The organism is Gaiella sp. (assembly GCF_057140465.1).
In genome coordinates this window covers 1-17,992 of record NZ_DBNHWK010000032.1, presented here as the reverse complement: position 1 = coordinate 17,992, position 17,992 = coordinate 1, and the positions used below count along the sequence as shown (strand labels likewise).

Sequence of the window (17,992 nt, the reverse complement as noted above, 5' to 3'; positions counted from 1 at the left end):
GGAGCCTAGGCGCGGCGGCGGCTGCCGCGGACGATCGTGTATGACACCGGGGATGGCGCACGAGTTTCGGCTCCCCGACCTGGGCGAGGGCCTCACCGAGGGGGAAGTCGCCCGCTGGCTCGTCGCCGAGGGCGATCGGGTCGAGGAGGACCAGCCGCTCGTCGAGATCCAGACCGACAAGACGACCGTCGAGATCCCGTCCCCGTACGCGGGCACCGTCCTCAAGCTGCTCGTCCCCGAGGGCGCGGTCGTCCCCGTCGGGACGGTGCTTGTCGTCATCGGAGAGGTCGGGGAGCAGCTCCTCCGGTCCGTCGAGCCGAGCACCGGCCGAGCAACGGTCGAGCCCGAGGAGCGGCCGGTCGTCACCGTCGTCCCGAGCGAGCCCGCGGCCGCCGTGCGCGCCACCCCGGCGGTGCGGAAGCTCGCGGCCGAGCTCGGCGTCGACCTCCTCCACGTGACGGGATCCGGGCCGAGCGGGAGGATCACCGAGGACGACGTCCGAGGTGCTCAGGCGCCGGCCGAGGGGCGGCGCGTTCCGCTGCGCGGCGTGCGACGGCTGATCGCCGAGCACACCGCGCTCACGCAACGCGAGGTTCCGGCGGTGACGTTCGTGGAGGAGTGCGACTTCACGGGCGTCGACCTCGCCACGCTCGTCGCACGCACGTTGCACGCGTGCGCGCACTCGCTGCGGGAGTTCCCCGAGCTCAACGCGCGCATCGACGGCGACGACATCGTGCTGCTCGATCGATACGACCTCGGGATCGCCGTGCAGACGGACGAGGGCCTCGTCGTGCCGGTCGTGCGAGGCTGCGACGCACGCACGGTCGACGAGCTCCACGCCGAGGTGCAGCGGCTCGCCGACGGGGCGCGTGCCGGCACCCTCGGGCCCGAGGAGCTGCGTGGCTCCACGTTCACCGTGACGAGCGCCGGGCGCTTCGGCGGGCTCGTCGTGACGCCTCTCGTCAACTACCCGGAGGTCGCGATCCTCGGCGTCCATCGGGTGGCCCCGCGGCCCGTCGTCCGGGACGGCGAGATCGTCGTCCGTGAGATCGGCAACGTCTCGGTGACCTTCGACCACCGCGTCGTCGACGGCCTTCGCGCGGCACAGTTCTGCCTCGACGTGATCGCCCGCCTGCAGGACTAGCGTCGGCCGCCCGCCGGGCCGCCCCGCGCACGGCGCCTGACACGGGTCGAGCGTCCGCTTCTACACTTCCCGGTGTGGACGACTGGTACCTGATCGGGGTCACGCTCGGGCTCGGCATCGCAGCCGGCGTGCTCTTCGCGGGGATCCTGGCCGGGCTCAGCTTTGGCTGGATCACGTCGACGCTCGGCGCACTCGCCGTGGGCGTCGTCGCGGGCCTGCTCGTCCACGACTGGACCGGAGCGGGCGGCGGTGTCGTGGGTGCGCTGATCGGCACGTTCTCGACGGCCGTCGTCGTCCGTGGTGCGCTCCGCAGCGGCGCCACGATCGGCGGCACCGCCGTGATCCTGATCGGCGCTGCGGTCGCCGTCGCCCTGATCGCGCTCATCCCGGCCGCCGGCTACGTGCTGGCCGTCGTCCTGCCCGTCCTCGCCGTGCGGCGGGCGCGGAGCGAGCCGGAGCGGTACGCAGGGCTGCGCACCCTCGCCAAGTGAGCCGCAAGGGACTGATCCTCGTCGTCATCGACGGGCTCTCGCCGTCGGTGCTCGAGGCGGGCATCGACCGAGGCAGGCTGCCGATGCTCGCGAGGCTCGCCGACGTGGGCCGCTACGACCACGCCGTGACCGTGTTCCCCTCGCTGACACCGGTCTGCCTCTCCTCGATCGCGACCGGCGCCTACCCCGCCACGCACGAGATCCCCCATCTCGTCTGGTGGCATCGGGCCGAGCGCCGACTCGTCGAGTACGGGTCGTCCTTCGGGGCCGTGCGCAGAGCGGGTGTCGCCCGATCCCTGCGCGACACGCTCGTGGGGATGAACGCCCGGCACCTCGGCGCGCGGTCATCGACCGTGTTCGAGACGCTCGCCGACGCCGGCCTCGTCACGGCGGCCGTCAACTTCACGGCCTACCGGGGGCGCACGCGGCACCGGTCGACGCTCCCGTTCCTCGGCGACGTGCTCGGGCCCGAGCGCTTCTTCTTCTACAACCTGTTCGCGTCCGAGCGGACCGGCGCTCCGCTCTCGTGGCGGAGTCGCGCGGCCGGCACGATCGACGGGTACGCGGCCGCCGTCGGGCGCTGGCTCGTCACCCGGGACGCCTTCGACTTCCTCGTCTTCTACCTGTCCGACTACGACTACGCCTCCCACCTCCGCGGGCCCGACGGCGCGGACGACGTGCTCGCCCGGTGCGACGTCGCGGTGGAGGGACTGGCCGCCGCCGCCGGCGGCATCGACGCGCTCCTCGACCGCTACGCGGTCCTCGTGCTCGCCGACCACGGACAGACGGCCGTGCGTCATGTCCGTGACCTGCGGCGCTCGCTGGCGGCCCTCGACGGCGTGCTCGTGACCGCCTCGAACCGCGCGGCGATGCTCTACCGGCACGACGGGTGCCGGCTCGACGCCCGCGCGATCGCCGCCCGGCTCGACGGGGACCCCGCGGTCGACGTCGTCCTCTTCCGGGAGGGCGTGGAGGCGATCGCCCGCAGGGACGGCGCCGAGGCGCGGTTCGCGCCCGGGAGCGACGGCGGCTTCGTGACCTCCGGCGACCTCACCCTCCTCGACCACCCCGACGCCCTCGCGCGCTCCTGGGGCGCGCTCGCCAACCCGAACGCGGGTGACGTCCTCGTCTCCGCCGGTGCCGGATGGGAGTTCGCCGACCTCGGCGGTGGTCACCACGCAGGCGGCGGCTCGCACGGGTCGCTCCTCGCCGGGGACTCGGTGGTGCCCGTGATCAGTGTCGGCGCGGGCGACCCGCCGCGACGCATCGTCGACGTCGCACCCGCCGTGCTGCGCCACTTCCACGTCGCCTCTCCGGCGCTCGCACTCGATCGTGTCGCGTGACGCCGCCCGGGCCCGCGTCGCGATGGTCGAGGGCCAGCTCCGCCGTCGCGGCATCCGGGACGAGCGTGTCCTCGCCGCGATGGAGCGGGTGCCACGCGAGCGCTTCGTGCCGGCGGTGCTCGCCCGCGACGCGTACGACGACGGAGCGCTCCCGATCGGCGCCGGGCAGACGATCTCGCAGCCGTACATGGTCGCGGCGATGTGCGAGCTCCTCGCCTTGCAGGGAGGCGAGCGGGTGCTGGACGTCGGCACCGGCTCCGGATACGCGGCGGCGGTGCTCGCGGAGCTCGCCGCGGACGTGGTGTCGATCGAGCGGATCCCCGTGCTGGCCGAGCGCGCGCGGGCCACACTCGCCGCCGCGGGGTACGCCCGCGTCGACGTCCGCGTCGGGGACGGGTCGCTCGGTGTCGCCGATCGCGCGCCGTTCGACGCGATCGCCGTCGCCGCCGCGGCGCCCGACGTGCCACCCGCGCTCCCGGCGCAGCTCGGGCCTGGAGGGCGGATCGTCGTCCCGCGCGGCACCCGCTGGTCGCAGCAGCTCGTCCTCCTCACGGCGTCGCGCACCGGGCTCGTGGAGCGGGGCACCGTCGCGTGCCGGTTCGTGCCGCTGGTCGGGGCAGGAGGGTTCGAGGACGACGGCGAACCGCTCAGCTAACCTCGCCCGGCAGCCGATGAACGGACGATGAGCACCCAGGTCGAAGTGGCACGAACGCGCGTCAGCGGTGCCCTGCGGAGACGCGGGAACTGGGAGCAGCTCGCGAAGTTCTGCGTCGTCGGGGCATCCGGCTACGTCGTCAACCTCGCCGTGTACACGCTCCTGCTCCGCGGGTTCGACGTCCACTACGCCCCTGCCGCCGTCGGGTCGTTCCTCGTCGCGGTCACGAACAACTACGCATGGAACAGGCTGTGGACGTTCCGGGCGACCCGCGGCCACGTCGTGTTCCAGGGCCTTCGGTTCCTCGTCGTCTCCGTCTTCGCCCTGCTCGCGAATCTCCTGGTGCTGACGATCCTCGTCACCCTCGGGCTCGACGAGATCCTCGCCCAGGCGACGGCGATCGTCCTCGTCACCCCCGTCAACTTCATCGGCAACAAGCTGTGGTCGTTCCGCGTCGGGCGCCGCTAGCGGCACGGCACGGTGCGTCGGGCGCACGCATGGGCGGTCGCGCGCCGATCCACCGCCGTCGACGGCCCTGACCGGTCGCCGACGTGATGCCCAGGGTGCTGAGCGTCACACGCCTCGCCGCGGCCGTCGCCCTCGTGGTCGCGTTGTCGGGCGTGCTGCCCGCCGCGCACGCCGCGGCACCGGCGCGCCTGACCGAGCAGGAGGCGGTCTCGGCCCTCCTCGAGAACGGCCGTGTCCGTGACTGGCTCGAGCGATACCCGCCCGACCCGTCGACGAGCGCGGAGCTCGACGACACGACGCAGCGCTGGACCGTCCACGTCACCTCGGGACGCGCAGGCGAGATCGCCACGGGGGTGGTCGAGGACGAGACGGGCGACGTCCTCGAGGCGTGGACGGGACCGCAGGTCGCCTGGAAGATGGCCCGCGGTGGCGAGGGCGCGTTCGGCGGCCGGGTGCTCACGTCGATGCCCGTGTGGCTTGCGCTCTGTGCGGTCTTCCTGCTCGGGCTCGCGGACCTCCGGAGGCCGCTCTCGCTCCGGAACCTCGACCTGCTCGCGCTCGTGTCGTTCACCGGGTCGTGGTGGTTCTTCGAGCGCGGCGAGGTCTTTCGCAGCGCCCCGCTGGCGACGGCGTCGCTCGCCTACCTGCTCGCCCGCATGCTCTGGATCGGGCTCCGCGGCCGGGCTCTCGCGCCCGCGCGCCCGGTCGTCCCCTCGTGGCTCCTCGCGGCGACCGCCGTCTTCCTGTGCGGGTTCCGTCTCGGCCTCGATCTCGCCGACCCGCCCCCGGTGATCGACGTCGGCTACGCCGGTGTCGTGGGCGCCCACCGCATCCTCCACGGCGAGGCTCCGTACGGGAACATGCCCGTGCGCATCGGCAGGCCCCGCTGCGACGAGGACGCACCGGCAGATGCCCGCGAGCGCATCCAGACGAACGGGCGGTGCGAGTCGGCGATCGAGCACGGCGACACGTACGGCCCGTCGACGTACCTCGCGTACGTCCCGGCGGTCGCCGCGTTCGGCTGGTCGGGCCGCTGGGACCGGCTCCCGGCGGCGCGCTGGACGGCGGCCGCGCTCGACCTGCTCACGATCGTCGGCCTCGTCGTCGTCGGCCTCCTCCACGGTGGGCGCCGGCTCGCCGTCACCCTGGCCTTCGGCTGGATCGCGTTCCCGTTCACCGCGTACGTCCTGCTCTCCGCCGCGAACGACGCCCTCGTCCCCGCGCTCCTCGTCTGGGGGTTCGCCGCAGCGTCGTCGCCGTGGGGGCGGGGGACGCTCGCCGCGCTCGCCGGAGCGGCGAAGTTCGCACCGCTCCTCGTCGCGCCGCTGTGGATGACGTACCCCGCTCGGCGCCTTCGGGATGTCTGGCGCTTCGCTGTCGCCTTCGCCGTCGCCGCCCTCGCGAGCCTCGCCGTCCTCCTCCTCGAGCCGTCGCTCGTCGAGGCCGTCCGCACGTTCGTCGACCGCACGGTCGGCTTCCAGCTCGGGCGGCACTCGCCGTTCTCGATCTGGGACTGGGGCCAGTACCACGCCGCCGGCATCCCGGACCTGCGGATCCTGCAGCGCGTCGTGCAGGGCCTCGTGCTCGCGCTCGCGGCGGTCGTCGCGTTCGTCCCGCGACGCAAGGGCCCGCTCGAGCTCGCGGCCCTCACCGCCGGCGTGCTCGTCGCGCTCCAGCTCGCGCTCACCCACTGGTTCTATCTCTACCTGCCGTGGGTGCTCCCGTTCGTCCTCCTCGCCCTCTTCCTCGGACGGGACCGGAGCCTCAGGGCCTGACCGTCCGTCGCCCTACGGCCACGGAAGGCGAACGGCCTCGATCGCCGTCGCCCGACCCGTCTCCGGGTCGCAGGTGATCACGGCGCCCTCGAGGCGCACCCCACCCGACGCGGTTTCGAATCGCACCGGCATGCCGGTTCGCATCCGGCGGATCGCGAGGTCCGACACGACCCCGAGCACCGAGTCGTGCGGCCCGGTCATCCCGACGTCCGTGATCGCCGCCGTCCCGCCGGCGAGCACGCGCCCGTCGGAGGTCTGGACGTGGGTGTGCGTGCCCACGACGGCGGTGACGCGACCGTCGAGCCAGGTGGAGAGGGCGATCTTCTCGCTCGTCGCCTCGGCATGGACGTCGACGACGACCACCGGGGTCGAGCGGCGAGCCTCCTCGACGAGGCCGTCGATCACTTCCCACATGCTGCCCGCGGGCTCCAGCCACAGCGAGCCGAGCACGTTGACCACCGCCACGGGCGTGCCGTCGGCCGACTCGACGATCGCGAGGCCGCGGCCGGGGGTGGTGGCGGAGAGGTTGGCGGGGCGCACGACCTGCGTCGACGACGCCAGGTAGTCGGCGATCCCGTCGCGACGCCACGTGTGGTTGCCGAGCGTGATCGCGTCGACGCCGCTCCGGAGGAGGTGATCGGCGAGTCGCGGGGTGATGCCGATGCCGTCGGCCACGTTCTCGCCGTTGGCGATGCAGACGTCGATCCCGAGCTCGGCTCGGAGGCCGGGGAGCAGGCCTTCGAGCGCGTCTCGCCCGGGCCGGCCGACGATGTCGCCGACGAAGAGGATCTTCATCGCTTCACGCCTACGGGAGCGACCCTGCTGCGGGGAAGACGGAGAGGGAGACGTTGTTGCCGTCGTCCCGTGCGTACGCTGCGAGTGCTTGGCGCTCGACGGCTGCGACGTCGGCCACGGACCCGATCTTCGAGCGCGCTGCGACGACGGGGGAGCCGACCGACAGCGCCGGATCGGGACGGAGGTTCCTGAGCGACACGACGACGGCGGGGGCCTGTGTGGGGCGGATGTCGATCCGTGCGCCGACGACGGCGCCGTTCAGCACGTCGTCGGCGACGTCGACGACGGTGCCGTCGACCGGGGCGAAGACGTCGGTTCCGGTCGCGGCGCCGACGTCGAGCACCGTGTTCCCAGGGCCGGTGGCGCCGCTCAGCTGGTACCAGACGGGGTCGGCGGCAGGCTCGCCGGCGATCAGGTGCCAGAGGCGGAGGAGGAGCCCTTCGTTCCCCTGACGGCCGACGGGATCGAGCTCGAGCGCGCCGTCGCCGCCGCCGTGGTACCCGATCGCCGTCACGGCGCTCTCGGCCACCGGCAGCTGGAGCCGGAGGTTGCCGACCGTCGCGAGCACCTCCGGCGTGGGGCGCTCGGTCCCGATCGGGGTCGTCGGCGCGATCGCGGGGACGGCGGAGCGCGACGGCGACCCCGAGTCGAACGCGGTGAGGGCGAGCACGACGGCGGCGAGCACGCCGACGACGGCGAGCACCGCAACGGCACGCGCCCGCTGCTGGGCACGCCGTCGTCGCGCACGGTACCGTGCCGCTTGCCGGGAGCGCGACGTCGGCATCGACTGGACGGTAGCTGAGCGCCCACCCTCCCTCAACAGGGAACGCACCGGGAGACGGCGACCGCCGGAGCTACCATCGGGCGCATGGGCAGCTCGGGCCCGACGATCCAGATCCCGCGGTGGATCCAGCTGGTGGGCCTGCCGGTGGTCGCGGTCGTCGTGTTCATGCTCGTGCGGCCTCTCGGGCACGTGATCTTCCTCTTCCTCACGGCCGCGGTGATCGCCTTCACCCTGAACCCGCTCGTGAGGGACGTCAGCCGGCTGCGGATCCCGCGCGGCCTCGCGGTCGGGATCGTCTACACGCTCTTCGTGATCGCGATCGCGGCGGTGCTCGTCGGGCTGGGCACGGTCGCGGTCGATCAGGCGAGGACGGCGGGGGAGCGGATCGACGCGTACGTGACCGAGGAGGGGACGGTCGGCGGGAAGACGGGCCTCGAGGTGGACGTCGATCGGCTCCAGGGCTGGCTCGACGACCACGGGCTGCAGGACGTCCGCATCCAGGACCAGGTCGACGAGTGGGTCGCCTCGCTCGGCACTGGCGACATCTCCGGATACGTCCAGGACGCGATCTCGTTCGCCCAGTCGGCCGCGCTCTCCGTGATCCTGTTCCTCTTCGCCCTGATCCTGATCGTCGTGATCTCGATCTACATGCTGCTCGACATGCGGCGGCTCGAGGGGACGATCGACCACCGCTTCCCGCCCCACGGCGGTGTCTCGCTGACCCAGCGGATCGAGCGGGCGATGTGGGGGTACGTCAAGGGGCAGGCGATCCTCTCGACGGTGATCGGCACGAGTGCCGGCGTCGGGATGTGGATCCTCGGCAAGACGGGCCTCGTCGACGGCGCCGACCGCTACGCGCTGCTCTTCGGTCTCTGGACGGCGTTCATCGAGGTGATCCCCTACATCGGCCCGTGGCTGTCGGCCGTGCCGCCCGTGGTGTACGCCCTCGTCGTCGACCCGATCAGCGTGATCTGGGTCGTCCTGCTGTTCCTGTTCATCTACCAGGTCGAGGGGCACGTCGTCGTCCCGAACGTGATGGCGAGCGCGCTGCGGCTGCACCCGCTGCTCGTCATCTTCGGCCTTCTCGCCGGAGGACAGCTGTACGGGATCGCAGGGGTGCTCGTGTCGCTGCCGACGATGGCCGGGCTGCGGGCGATCTGGGAGTTCTTCTCCGAGCGCGTCGAGCTCGAGCCGTGGGGCGAGGGCGGCGGCCCGATCCCGGTCGGCGTCGACATCGAGACGCCGCCTCCCGAAGGGCCGGAGGAGCAGCAGGAGCCTCCCCGCGTGATCAGCGGCTCCGGCTGAGTCCGTCCGCCGCCGCCCGTCGACCGCCGCGTGGTGCGAGGCGCCCATATGCTTCCGGCATGAGCTTCCCGGCCACGCGGCTGCGCCGGCTGCGGCGCACCGATGCGCTGCGCGCGCTCGTGCGCGAGACCTCGTTGTCGCCCGACGACGTCGTGATGCCCCTGTTCGCCTGCCCCGGCGAGGGGGTCGTGCGACCGGTCGCCGGGCTCCCGGGGATCGCGCAGCGGTCGATCGACGAGGTCGCCCGCGAAGGGGCCGAGCTGCAGCGGCTCGGCGTGCGGGCGGTGCTGCTGTTCGGGATCCCCGAGGAGAAGGACGAGCAGGGATCGGGCGCGTGGGACGCCGACGGGATCGTGCAGCGCGCCCTGCGCGCGCTCCGCGCCGAGGCCCCCGGCCTGACGCTCCTCACCGACGTGTGCCTGTGCGAGTACACCTCGCACGGCCACTGCGGCGTGCTACGGGACGGCGAGGTCGCGAACGACGAGACGGTCGAGCTGCTGGCCCGCACCGCTCTCTCCCATGTCGACGCGGGCGCCGATGCCGTCGCGCCGAGCGACATGATGGACGGGCGTGTGAGCGGGATCCGCGAGGTCCTCCCCGACACCCCGATCGTCTCCTACGCGGCCAAGTACGCGTCGGCGTTCTACGGGCCCTTCCGCGAGGTGGCGGAGTCGACCCCGGCGTTCGGCGACCGACGCGGCTACCAGATGGACCCCGCGAACGTCCGCGAGGCGCTGCGGGAGTGCGCACTCGATCTCGAGGAGGGCGCCGACGTGCTCATGGTCAAGCCCGCGCTGCCGTACCTCGACGTCCTCCGGGCCGTGCGCGAGCGCTTCGACTGCCCGGTGTGGGCGTACAGCGTGTCGGGCGAGTACGCGATGGTGAAGGCCGCGGCCGCGGCGGGCCACCTCGACGAGCGTCGGGCCGCGCTCGAGGCGCTCACCGCCGTCAAGCGGGCGGGCGCCGGGACGATCGTCACGTACTGGGCGAAGGAGCTCGCGGCGTGGCTGTGAAGCGGGGCGAACCGGCACGGTCGTCCACCGCCTCGGGCACGCCGCCGTCCGAGCGGTGGCGTCGGGCGACCTCGCTCGTCCCGGGAGGCGTCAACTCGCCGGTGCGGGCGATGCGCGCCGTCGGGCTGGACGAGCCGCTCTTCGTCCGCCGCGGCGATGGGGCGTTCGTCGAGGACGTCGACGGCACCCGCTACATCGACTGGGTGCAGTCGTGGGGGCCGCTCGTCTTCGGGCACGCGGACGCCGAGACGCTCGGCGCGATCGAGCGGGCGCTGCGACACGGGACGACGTTCGGTGCGCCGACCGAGGCCGAGGTCGAGTTGGCGGCGGAGATCGTCGACGCCGTCCCGTCCGTCGAGATGGTGCGTCTCGTCTCCTCGGGCACCGAGGCGGCGATGAGCGCGCTGCGGCTCGCGCGCGCGGCGACGCGTCGCGACCGCGTGATCAAGTTCGCCGGCTGCTACCACGGGCACGTCGACTCGATGCTCGTGAGCGCGGGCTCCGGGCTGGCGACGCTCGGGATCCCGTCGAGCCCGGGCGTGCCGACCGCGGTCGCGGCCGGCACCGTCGTGTGCGCGTTCAACGACGTCGACGGCACCGCCCTCGCGGTCGCCGACCACGCCGAGAGCCTCGCCGCCATCGTCGTCGAGCCGGTCGCCGGGAACATGGGCGTCGTGCCTCCCGCTCCCGGCTTCCTCGAGGCCTTGCGCGAGCTGTGCGATGCGACCGGCGCGCTGCTCGTGTTCGACGAGGTGATCACCGGCTTCCGCGTCGGTCGCGGCGGTGCCCAGGGTCGATACGGCGTGCTGCCCGACCTGACGATCCTGGGCAAGATCGTGGGCGGCGGGCTCCCCCTCGCAGCCTTCGGCGGCAGCGCCGAGCTGATGGAGCGGCTCGCGCCCGTCGGGGACGTCTACCAGGCGGGCACGCTCTCGGGGAACCCCCTCGCGACGGCCGCCGGGCTCTCCGTGCTGCGGCGCCTCCGCGACCCGCGGGTGTACGAGCGCCTCGAGCGCTCCGGGGCGCGGCTCGAGGCCGGTCTCGCGGAGTTCGGACGTGTCCAGCGCGTCGGCGCGATGGCCACCCTCTTCGCGCGCGAGGGTGCGGTCACGTGCTTCGAGGACGCAGCGGCGTCCGACACGGAGCTGTACGGAGCCCTCTTCCGGCATCTCCTCGCGAACGGCGTGTACGTCGCGCCCTCGCAGTTCGAGTGCCTGTTCGTGTCCACCGCGCACGGCGACGACGAGGTCGACGCGACCGTCGACGCCGTGCGCGACTTCTTCGAGGCCGCATGACGAGCCTCGCGCGCGACTCCCTGTTCGACACGATCGCCGGCGCGGCGACGGCCGAGAGCCCGGTGTGGGGCGACGCGCTGCTGCCCGTCGAGCGTCGCGCGGTCGAGCCCGTGTTCTCGACCCTCGTCCCGGATCACGTGCTCGCGCTCGGCGTGGAGACGATCTACGAGGGCTACCTCGTGCACTACGGTCGACCGAGGCTGTTCTCCCTGTCGGATCAGGACACGTCGCTCCTGCTCGGGGACTACCTCTACGCGCACGGGCTCGTGCACGTCGGCGCGACCGGGCTCGTCGAGGCCGTCGTCGACCTCGCCGAGCTCCTCTCGCTCTGCGCCCAGTGCCGGGCGGAGGGCGTCGACGGGGACGGCGCCGCGTGGGCGGCGACGGCCGCACGGCTCGGCGCGGGAGGGCTCGACGAGGCACGGGCCGCGCTCCGCGACGACCGCGATCCCGGGCCCTTGCTCGGGATCGCCCGGGCGACGAGCGGGGCCGACGCCGTGGGACGGGCCCTCGCCTTCCACGCGCGGCTCACGGGCTGACGGCACGCAGGGATGACGTGCCGCCGCACGGTGCGCTAGAGTCGCGTGCGTGATCGGGTCGCTCGGCTGGGTGCTCGCGAACGCCGCGGAGGAGGGGCGGAACGTCATCCTCTCGATGCTCGTCGTCGGCCTGATCTTCCTCGCCGTGATCGCGATCGGCGATCTCGCGCACCTGAGCGCCGCCCGGCGCAAGGCGCAACGGTCGAAGCGACCGCTCTAGGGCCGCCCGGCGCCTAGACTGACGCGCGCATGGCGTCGCCGGCGGCCGACCTCCGCGCATGGATCGCGCTCCTCGAGCGGGAGGGCGAGCTTCGACGCGTCACGGCCGAGGTCGACCCGGACCTCGAGATCACGGAGATCGTCGATCGAACCGTGAAGGCGAAGGGCCCGGCGCTGCTGTTCGAGAACGTGAAGGGGTCGCGTCTGCCGCTGCTCATCAACCAGTTCGGGACGGAGCGCCGGATGTGCCTCGCCTTCGGTGTCGACACGCTCGACGACGTGGCGTCGAAGCTCGAGAGCGTGCTCGAGCTCCAGCCGCCGCAGGGGCTCGTCGACAAGGTCCGCAAGCTCGGGCAGCTGAAGTCGATCGCCGACTCGATGCCGAAGACCGTGTCGAAGGCGCCCTGCCAGGAGGTCGTCCTCACCGGCGACGACGTCGACCTCGGGGTGCTCCCCGTGCAGCGCTGCTGGCCGCTCGACCCCGCACCGTTCATCACGCTGCCCGCGGTGATCACCCGGGACCGGGAGACCGGCGTGCGGAACGTCGGCATGTACCGGATGCAGGTGATCGACCGGCGCTCGACGTTCATGCACTGGCAGGTTCACAAGGACGGACGGGCCGACCTGCTCGCCGCCCCGGACGGCCGCATCCCCGTCGCCGTCGCGATCGGGCTCGACCCGGTGACGGCCTACTCGGCGAGCGCGCCGCTGCCGAAGCACGTCGGCGAGCTCATGCTCGCGGGCTTCCTCAAGGGGTCACCGGTGCAGCTGGTGCAGTGCAGGACGGTCGACCTCCAGGTGCCGGCGAACGCCGAGATCGTCCTCGAGGGATGGGTGGACGTCGCCGACCAGGGCATCGAGGGGCCGTTCGGCGACCACACGGGCTTCTACACGCCGCCCGAGGAGTTCCCGATCTTCCGCCTCACCGCGATCACCATGCGCCGGGATGCGATCTACCCGTCGATCGTCGTCGGCAAGCCCCCCGCCGAGGACGAATGGCTCGCCAAGGCCACGGAGCGGATCTTCCTGCCCGCGATCCGGATGAGCGTCCCCGAGATCGTCGACTACGACCTGCCCACCGCGGGGACCTTCCACAACTGCGTGATCGTGTCGATCCGCAAGCGCTTCCCGGGGCACGCCCGGAAGGTGATGCACGCGGTGTGGGGGCTCGGGCTGCTCTCGCTGTCGAAGGCGGTCGTCGTCGTCGACGAGCACGTCGACGTCCACGACTACGAGCAGGTCTTCTTCCACGTCTGCGCGAACGTCGACCCGAAGCGCGACCTCGAGCTCGCCGAGGGGCCGATCGACCAGCTCGACCACGCCAGCCTCCTCCCCTCGTACGGCGGCAAGGTCGGGATCGACGCGACCGCGAAGGGCCCCGCCGAGGGAACGCGCGCGTGGCCGGACGAGATCGAGATGAGCGCCGAGGTGAAGGCGCTCGTCGACAGGCGCTGGGCCGAGTACGGCATCTAGAGGCGTCCCCCGGCCGGTGTGCACGAGGCCGCGGGGGCGGCCTGCGCCGTGCGGTGACGGGCGGTTCCTCGTGCGCGATCCGATGCGGGTGTGCAGAATCACCGTCCAGGCGACGCAAGCCGCAACCCTTACGCCGTTGACACCGGGGACGGGCGACCGATTGAATCTCGCGCGGGAGCCGAGCACGTGAACGAGAGCCACGACGACAAGCCACACACCCCCGGCCCGAGCCTCTGGCCGATCGGGTTCGCCGTCGGCGTGGCCTGCCTCCTCGTCGGACTCGTGATCAGCGTCCCGGCGCTGATCGTCGGGGCGGTCATCACCGTCGTCTTCGGATGGCTCTGGGTGCGCGAGCTCACGCACCGGCACGGGCCGCCGAGCGAGGCGACGGTCGGCGCCGAGGCGCCCATCGAGGAGGAGCGCTACGGAGCCGTCGCCGAGGCCGCCCACGACACCTTCGATCGCTCGACCTTCCTCACCGCCTCCACGATCGGGGTCGGAGGGCTGATCGGTGCCGCCGTGACGATCCCGTCGCTCGGCTTCATGGTGCTCCCCTCCTTCGTCGGCGAGGGCGTGGAGACGTACGACGTCGACCTCGGGCCGATCTCGAACTTCCCCGAGGGCGAGTACGTCGTCGCCACCTACACCGAGAGCGCCGACATCGGAGAGGTGTCGCGCCGCACCGCCTTCGTCCGCAACAACGGCCTCACGGCGGACGGCGTGCCGAGCTTCTCGATCGTCTTCAGCCGCTGCGTGCACCTCGGGTGCCCGGTGCAGCCCAACGGGCCGCTCGACGGCGATCCGATCGAGTACGTCGCCGACGGGAAGCCGCCGGTGACGCTCCAACCGGTGCTCGCCGCGAGCTTCGGCTGCCCGTGCCACGGCGGCCTCTACGACGGTGAGGGCAACCGCACCGCCGGGCCGCCCGTGCGCGCGCTCGACCGGTACGAGTTCTCGATCGTCGACGGCAACCTCGTCCTCGGCCGGCTCTTCAGCGTCGGCGAGGTGCAGGGCAACGGCGCCAACGCCGTGATCTCGAAGTACTACCGCGCGTACCCGGGCGTCCACGTCGACGGCATCGAGCGGTTCCTCTACCCGATTCCGACGCCGGGGTCGAAGAGCTGATGCCGAAGTCCGCGCGCAGGAAGCAGGTCGAGGCGGTCGCCCTCTACCCGCTCGACTGGATCGAGGAGCGCTCGGGGCTCGTCGGCTACACGAAGTGGTTCCTGTTCCGGAAGGTCCCGCGCGACATCAACTGGATGCAGACGCTCGGGTCGGCGACGATGACGGCCTTCATCGTGCAGGCGGTGACGGGCGTGATCCTGGCGATGTACTACAAGCCGGATCCCGACCACGCGTACGAGTCGGTGCGGCACATCACCGAGGAGATCACGCTCGGCTGGCTCGTGCGCGGCATGCACAAGTGGGGCGCGAGCGTCTTCATCATCCTCATGTTCCTGCACATGGGGCGCGTCTTCCTCTTCGGCGCCTACAAGTACCCGCGCGAGCTGAACTGGATCCTCGGCGTGCTCCTGCTCGTCACCGGGATGGCCGAAGGCTTCACCGGCTACCTGCTGCCGTGGGACCAGACGGCGTACTGGGCGACCGTCGTCGGCATCAACATCAACGCCACGGGCCCGTTCGTCGGGCCGTTCCTCGCGCAGTTCCTCCAGGGTGGGCTCGCGATCGGCCCGGACACCCTCTCGAAGTTCTACTCGCTGCACATGCTCGTCCTGCCGGGGGCGATCATGGGCCTGATCGGCCTGCACATCTACCTCGTCACGCGCATCGGTGTCACGTCGCCCCCGTGGTCGAGCATCGCCGCCGGCCGCCCGCGCCCCGACGAGGACGGCCGGGGTCGCCCGGGCCTGATCCGCGACCCGGCCGAGATCGAGGCCGCCGGCACGGAGACCGGCCCGGAGGAGGCGTCGTAGATGGCCTCCAAGCTGCAGACGCGCAGGCGCGAGGAGCACCAGCGCTACAAGGACGACGTCAAGCGGGAGGGGAAGAGCTTCTTCCCGTACGCCATCTACCACGACACCGTGATGTCGCTCGTCACGGTCGCCGTGATCATCGGCCTCTCCTTCGTGTGGTACTTCACCGCCGACGACACGCCCGAGGGCGAGGGCCTCGAAGCCGGCGTCCTCGGGCCCTGGTACGCGGAGAAGGCCGACCCCGGCACGATCTCGTTCGTCCCGCGCCCCGACTGGTTCTTCTACTTCCTCTTCTACCTGCTGCGGATCTTCAAGTGGCCGGAGACGGTCGTGCTCGGGACCGTCGGCATCCCCACGATCTGCCTGATCCTGCTGATCGCGCTCCCGTTCTACGACCGCAGCCCGGAGCGCCGCCCCCTCCGGCGCCCCGTCGCGATGGTCGCCGCCGTGTTGACGATCATCTCGATGGCGGTGCTCACGTGGAAGGGCGCGACCGCGCAGGAGGCCCTCGGCACCGAGATCATCGCCTCGGGGGAGGTCGACGCGTGGGCAGAGGAGCAGGGGTTCGCCGACAACCCGGTCGCCGTCGAGGGCGCGGAGCTCTTCGCCGAGTCCGGCTGCCTCAACTGTCACGTCTACCTCGGCGTCGGCAACGCCAACCTCGGCGCGCCCGACCTGTCCGAGGTGGGTGCGACCGGCCGCGGCGTCGACTACTTCAAGGACTACGTGTCGAACCCCGCGCAGTTCGGCAACAACGTGATGATCTCGTACTCCTACCTGGGCGACGAGAACCTCACCAGGCTCGCCACCTTCCTCGACGCCTCCCGCGGCGGGCAGCAGTCCGAGGACGGCGGGTAGCGGCGATCGGGCGCGGCGGCGGACGGCTCGCCGCGCAGTGTCCACGCGGTGGCGGGCCGCCTCGTCCTCGTCCCCGCGTCCCTCCCCGGGTACCCTCTGCCCACGATGCGTGTCTTCCTCGGAGTCACCGGCGCCTCCGGCGCACCCTACGCGCAGGGCATCCTGCGGGCCCTCGTCGACGCCGGCGCCGAGGTCGGGCTGTGCGCATCGGCCGCGGGCGTCGAGGTGCTCGCGACGGAGCTCTACGGCGATGCGACGCTGCCGCGGGACGAGGTGCTCGGTCGCTTCGTCGCAGGCGCCGGCGACGGCGTGCAGGTGTACGGGACGAGCGAGTGGTCGAGCCCTTACGCCAGCGGCTCGGCGAAGGTCGACGCATACGTGATCTGCCCGTGCTCGATGTCGACGGTGGGGACGCTCGCGGCCGGCGCGATGGCGAACCTCATCCATCGCGCCGCCTCGGTCGCCCTCAAGGAGCGCCGCAAGCTCGTCCTCGTCCCGCGCGAGACGCCGCTCTCGTCGATCCACCTGCGCGGGCTGGCGACGCTCCACGAGGCGGGGGCCGTGATCCTCTTCGGGGCGCCCGGCTTCTACCACGCCCCGAAGACGATCGACGACCTCGTGGACTTCGTCGTCGCGCGCTGCCTCGACCAGCTCGGGATCGACAACAGCCTCGTGGAGAGGTGGGGCGCTGAGCGTTGAGACGGGCCTGCTGACGCCCGACGGCGTCAGGCGGATGTTCGACCGCATCGCGCCCGTCTACGACGCGATGAACCGCCTGATGACCGCGGGGCTCGACCAGCGGTGGCGGCGCGACACCGTCGCCGCCGTCGTCGTGCCGGGCGACCGGGTCCTCGACGCGTGCTGCGGCACCGGTGACCTGGCGCTCGCCGCCGAGCGCGAGGGCGGCGACGTCGTCGGGCTCGACTTCTCGCCGCGCATGCTCGAGCGCGCGCGCCGGAAGTCGAGCACCGTCGAGTGGGTCGAGGGCGACCTGCTCGCGCTCCCGTTCCCCGACGGGCGGTTCGACGCCGCCACCGTCGGCTTCGGCGTCCGGAACGTCCCCGAGCTCCCCGCCGCGCTGGCCGAGCTCCGACGAGTCCTGCGACCGGGCGGCCGCCTCGGGATCCTCGAGATCACCCGGCCGACCGGCGCGCTGCGGCCGTTCTTCTCGCTCTGGTTCGACCGCGTCGTGCCGCTCCTCGGGCGGCTGCTCCCCGGCGGCGACGCGTACACGTACCTGCCGGCGAGCGTTCGTCGCTTCCCGGACGCTCCGGCGCTCGCGCACCTGCTCGAGCAGGCGGGCTTCTCCGACGTCGACGTCCGCCTGTACGGTGGGACGATCGTCGCCCTGCACACGGCAACCGCGACCGCGGTCCGGAGCGCCGACGCGTGACACCGCTCGACGCCATCCGCGCGACGCCCGGCCTCGACGACTACCTCGCAGAGGTCGAGAGCCGGCTCCACGCCGAGGTCGCCAGCCACCCCGGCCGCGTCGCGGCGGTCGGCGCACACGCGCTCGCCGCCGGGGGGAAGCGCCTCCGACCCGTGCTCACCTTCCTCTCCGCGCCGCCGGGCGCGGCCGCCCCGGTCGTCGAGGGCGTGGCGGTGGAGCTCGTCCACATGGCGTCGCTCGTGCACGACGATCTCGTCGACGGCGCCCGGGTGCGGCGCGGCCGCGCCTCCGCGTGGACCGAGCACGGCGAGGACGCCGCGCGCGCCGGCGGCGACTACCTGTTCGCGCGGGCGTTCGCCGGGCTCGCCGAGACCGGCGACGTCGATGCCGTCCGCGTGCTCGCGGACGCGTCGCTCTGCCTGGCCCGGGGCGAGGCGCTGCAGCGGCGACAGCGGCACGACCCCGAGACGACGATCGACGCGTACCTCGAGCGCTGCTCCCTGAAGAC

20 protein-coding genes are annotated in these 17,992 nt (G+C 72.6%); 18 read left to right on the top strand and 2 right to left on the bottom strand.

All coding sequences use genetic code 11. From position 1 onward, the window contains the following. Positions 1 to 52: 52 nt before the first annotated feature. From AC162C_RS04925 to AC162C_RS04900, 6 genes are all read left to right on the top strand, one after another. Positions 53 to 1,144 (top strand): dihydrolipoamide acetyltransferase family protein, encoded by a 1,092-nt coding sequence (locus tag AC162C_RS04925; RefSeq protein ID WP_484096576.1) that lies wholly within the window; start codon positions 53 to 55, stop codon positions 1,142 to 1,144. Positions 1,145 to 1,218: 74 nt separating this feature from the next. Continuing rightward, positions 1,219 to 1,635: a hypothetical protein gene (locus tag AC162C_RS04920; protein WP_462972714.1), complete on the top strand. Its 417-nt coding sequence runs from the start codon at positions 1,219 to 1,221 to the stop codon at positions 1,633 to 1,635. Further along, the gene (locus AC162C_RS04915) at positions 1,632 to 2,978 is read left to right on the top strand and encodes an alkaline phosphatase family protein (RefSeq protein WP_462972713.1); all 1,347 of its coding nucleotides are present in this window, start codon (positions 1,632 to 1,634) and stop codon (positions 2,976 to 2,978) included. Before AC162C_RS04920 ends, AC162C_RS04915 begins: the two co-directional genes overlap by 4 nt. Further along, positions 2,968 to 3,633, top strand: a complete 666-nt coding sequence (locus tag AC162C_RS04910) for a protein-L-isoaspartate(D-aspartate) O-methyltransferase (protein WP_462972712.1) — start codon at positions 2,968 to 2,970, stop codon at positions 3,631 to 3,633. The genes AC162C_RS04915 and AC162C_RS04910 overlap by 11 nt, the downstream gene beginning before the upstream one ends. A gap of 27 nt (positions 3,634 to 3,660) precedes the next feature. Then, positions 3,661 to 4,101 (top strand): GtrA family protein, encoded by a 441-nt coding sequence (locus AC162C_RS04905; protein WP_484096575.1) that lies wholly within the window; start codon positions 3,661 to 3,663, stop codon positions 4,099 to 4,101. A gap of 95 nt (positions 4,102 to 4,196) precedes the next feature. Further along, positions 4,197 to 5,876: a hypothetical protein gene (locus AC162C_RS04900; RefSeq protein WP_484096574.1), complete on the top strand. Its 1,680-nt coding sequence runs from the start codon at positions 4,197 to 4,199 to the stop codon at positions 5,874 to 5,876. Between the two features lie 12 nt (positions 5,877 to 5,888). Here AC162C_RS04900 and AC162C_RS04895 read toward each other — a convergent pair whose 3' ends face one another. Beyond that, positions 5,889 to 6,671, bottom strand: a complete 783-nt coding sequence (locus AC162C_RS04895; RefSeq protein WP_484096573.1) for a TIGR00282 family metallophosphoesterase — start codon at positions 6,669 to 6,671, stop codon at positions 5,889 to 5,891. 10 nt (positions 6,672 to 6,681) lie between these two features. Then, positions 6,682 to 7,455 (bottom strand): hypothetical protein, encoded by a 774-nt coding sequence (locus tag AC162C_RS04890; RefSeq protein WP_484096572.1) that lies wholly within the window; start codon positions 7,453 to 7,455, stop codon positions 6,682 to 6,684. 84 nt (positions 7,456 to 7,539) lie between these two features. Between AC162C_RS04890 and AC162C_RS04885 the strand changes: the two genes are divergently transcribed. The 12 genes from AC162C_RS04885 to AC162C_RS04830 all read left to right on the top strand — a co-directional run. Continuing rightward, complete coding sequence (locus tag AC162C_RS04885) at positions 7,540 to 8,760, top strand: AI-2E family transporter (RefSeq protein ID WP_484096571.1); 1,221 nt, start codon at positions 7,540 to 7,542, stop codon at positions 8,758 to 8,760. A gap of 59 nt (positions 8,761 to 8,819) precedes the next feature. Beyond that, the gene (hemB, locus tag AC162C_RS04880) at positions 8,820 to 9,773 is read left to right on the top strand and encodes a porphobilinogen synthase (protein ID WP_484096570.1); all 954 of its coding nucleotides are present in this window, start codon (positions 8,820 to 8,822) and stop codon (positions 9,771 to 9,773) included. Continuing rightward, entirely contained in the window at positions 9,770 to 11,068 is a 1,299-nt protein-coding gene (gene hemL / locus AC162C_RS04875) for a glutamate-1-semialdehyde 2,1-aminomutase (RefSeq protein ID WP_484096619.1), read from the top strand. The genes hemB and hemL overlap by 4 nt, the downstream gene beginning before the upstream one ends. Continuing rightward, positions 11,065 to 11,607, top strand: a complete 543-nt coding sequence (locus AC162C_RS04870; RefSeq protein ID WP_484096569.1) for a hypothetical protein — start codon at positions 11,065 to 11,067, stop codon at positions 11,605 to 11,607. The genes hemL and AC162C_RS04870 overlap by 4 nt, the downstream gene beginning before the upstream one ends. A 49-nt stretch (positions 11,608 to 11,656) precedes the next feature. Continuing rightward, entirely contained in the window at positions 11,657 to 11,827 is a 171-nt protein-coding gene (locus AC162C_RS04865; protein WP_462972704.1) for a hypothetical protein, read from the top strand. Between the two features lie 29 nt (positions 11,828 to 11,856). After that, complete coding sequence (locus tag AC162C_RS04860; RefSeq protein WP_484096568.1) at positions 11,857 to 13,299, top strand: menaquinone biosynthesis decarboxylase; 1,443 nt, start codon at positions 11,857 to 11,859, stop codon at positions 13,297 to 13,299. Positions 13,300 to 13,485: 186 nt separating this feature from the next. Further along, on the top strand, positions 13,486 to 14,424 hold the full coding sequence (locus AC162C_RS04855; RefSeq protein WP_484096567.1) for a QcrA and Rieske domain-containing protein: 939 nt from the start codon (positions 13,486 to 13,488) through the stop codon (positions 14,422 to 14,424). Beyond that, on the top strand, positions 14,424 to 15,233 hold the full coding sequence (locus tag AC162C_RS04850) for a cytochrome b (RefSeq protein WP_484096566.1): 810 nt from the start codon (positions 14,424 to 14,426) through the stop codon (positions 15,231 to 15,233). The genes AC162C_RS04855 and AC162C_RS04850 overlap by 1 nt, the downstream gene beginning before the upstream one ends. Further along, on the top strand, positions 15,234 to 16,091 hold the full coding sequence (locus AC162C_RS04845; RefSeq protein ID WP_462972700.1) for a cytochrome c family protein: 858 nt from the start codon (positions 15,234 to 15,236) through the stop codon (positions 16,089 to 16,091). 105 nt (positions 16,092 to 16,196) lie between these two features. Then, a complete protein-coding gene (locus AC162C_RS04840; protein ID WP_462972699.1) occupies positions 16,197 to 16,790 on the top strand; it encodes a UbiX family flavin prenyltransferase in 594 nt (197 codons plus the stop codon). A gap of 34 nt (positions 16,791 to 16,824) precedes the next feature. Beyond that, complete coding sequence (locus AC162C_RS04835; RefSeq protein ID WP_484096565.1) at positions 16,825 to 17,484, top strand: class I SAM-dependent methyltransferase; 660 nt, start codon at positions 16,825 to 16,827, stop codon at positions 17,482 to 17,484. After that, positions 17,481 to 17,992 (top strand): polyprenyl synthetase family protein (locus tag AC162C_RS04830; RefSeq protein ID WP_484096564.1); only part of this gene is annotated, 512 nt, incomplete at its 3' end. The genes AC162C_RS04835 and AC162C_RS04830, both read left to right, overlap by 4 nt.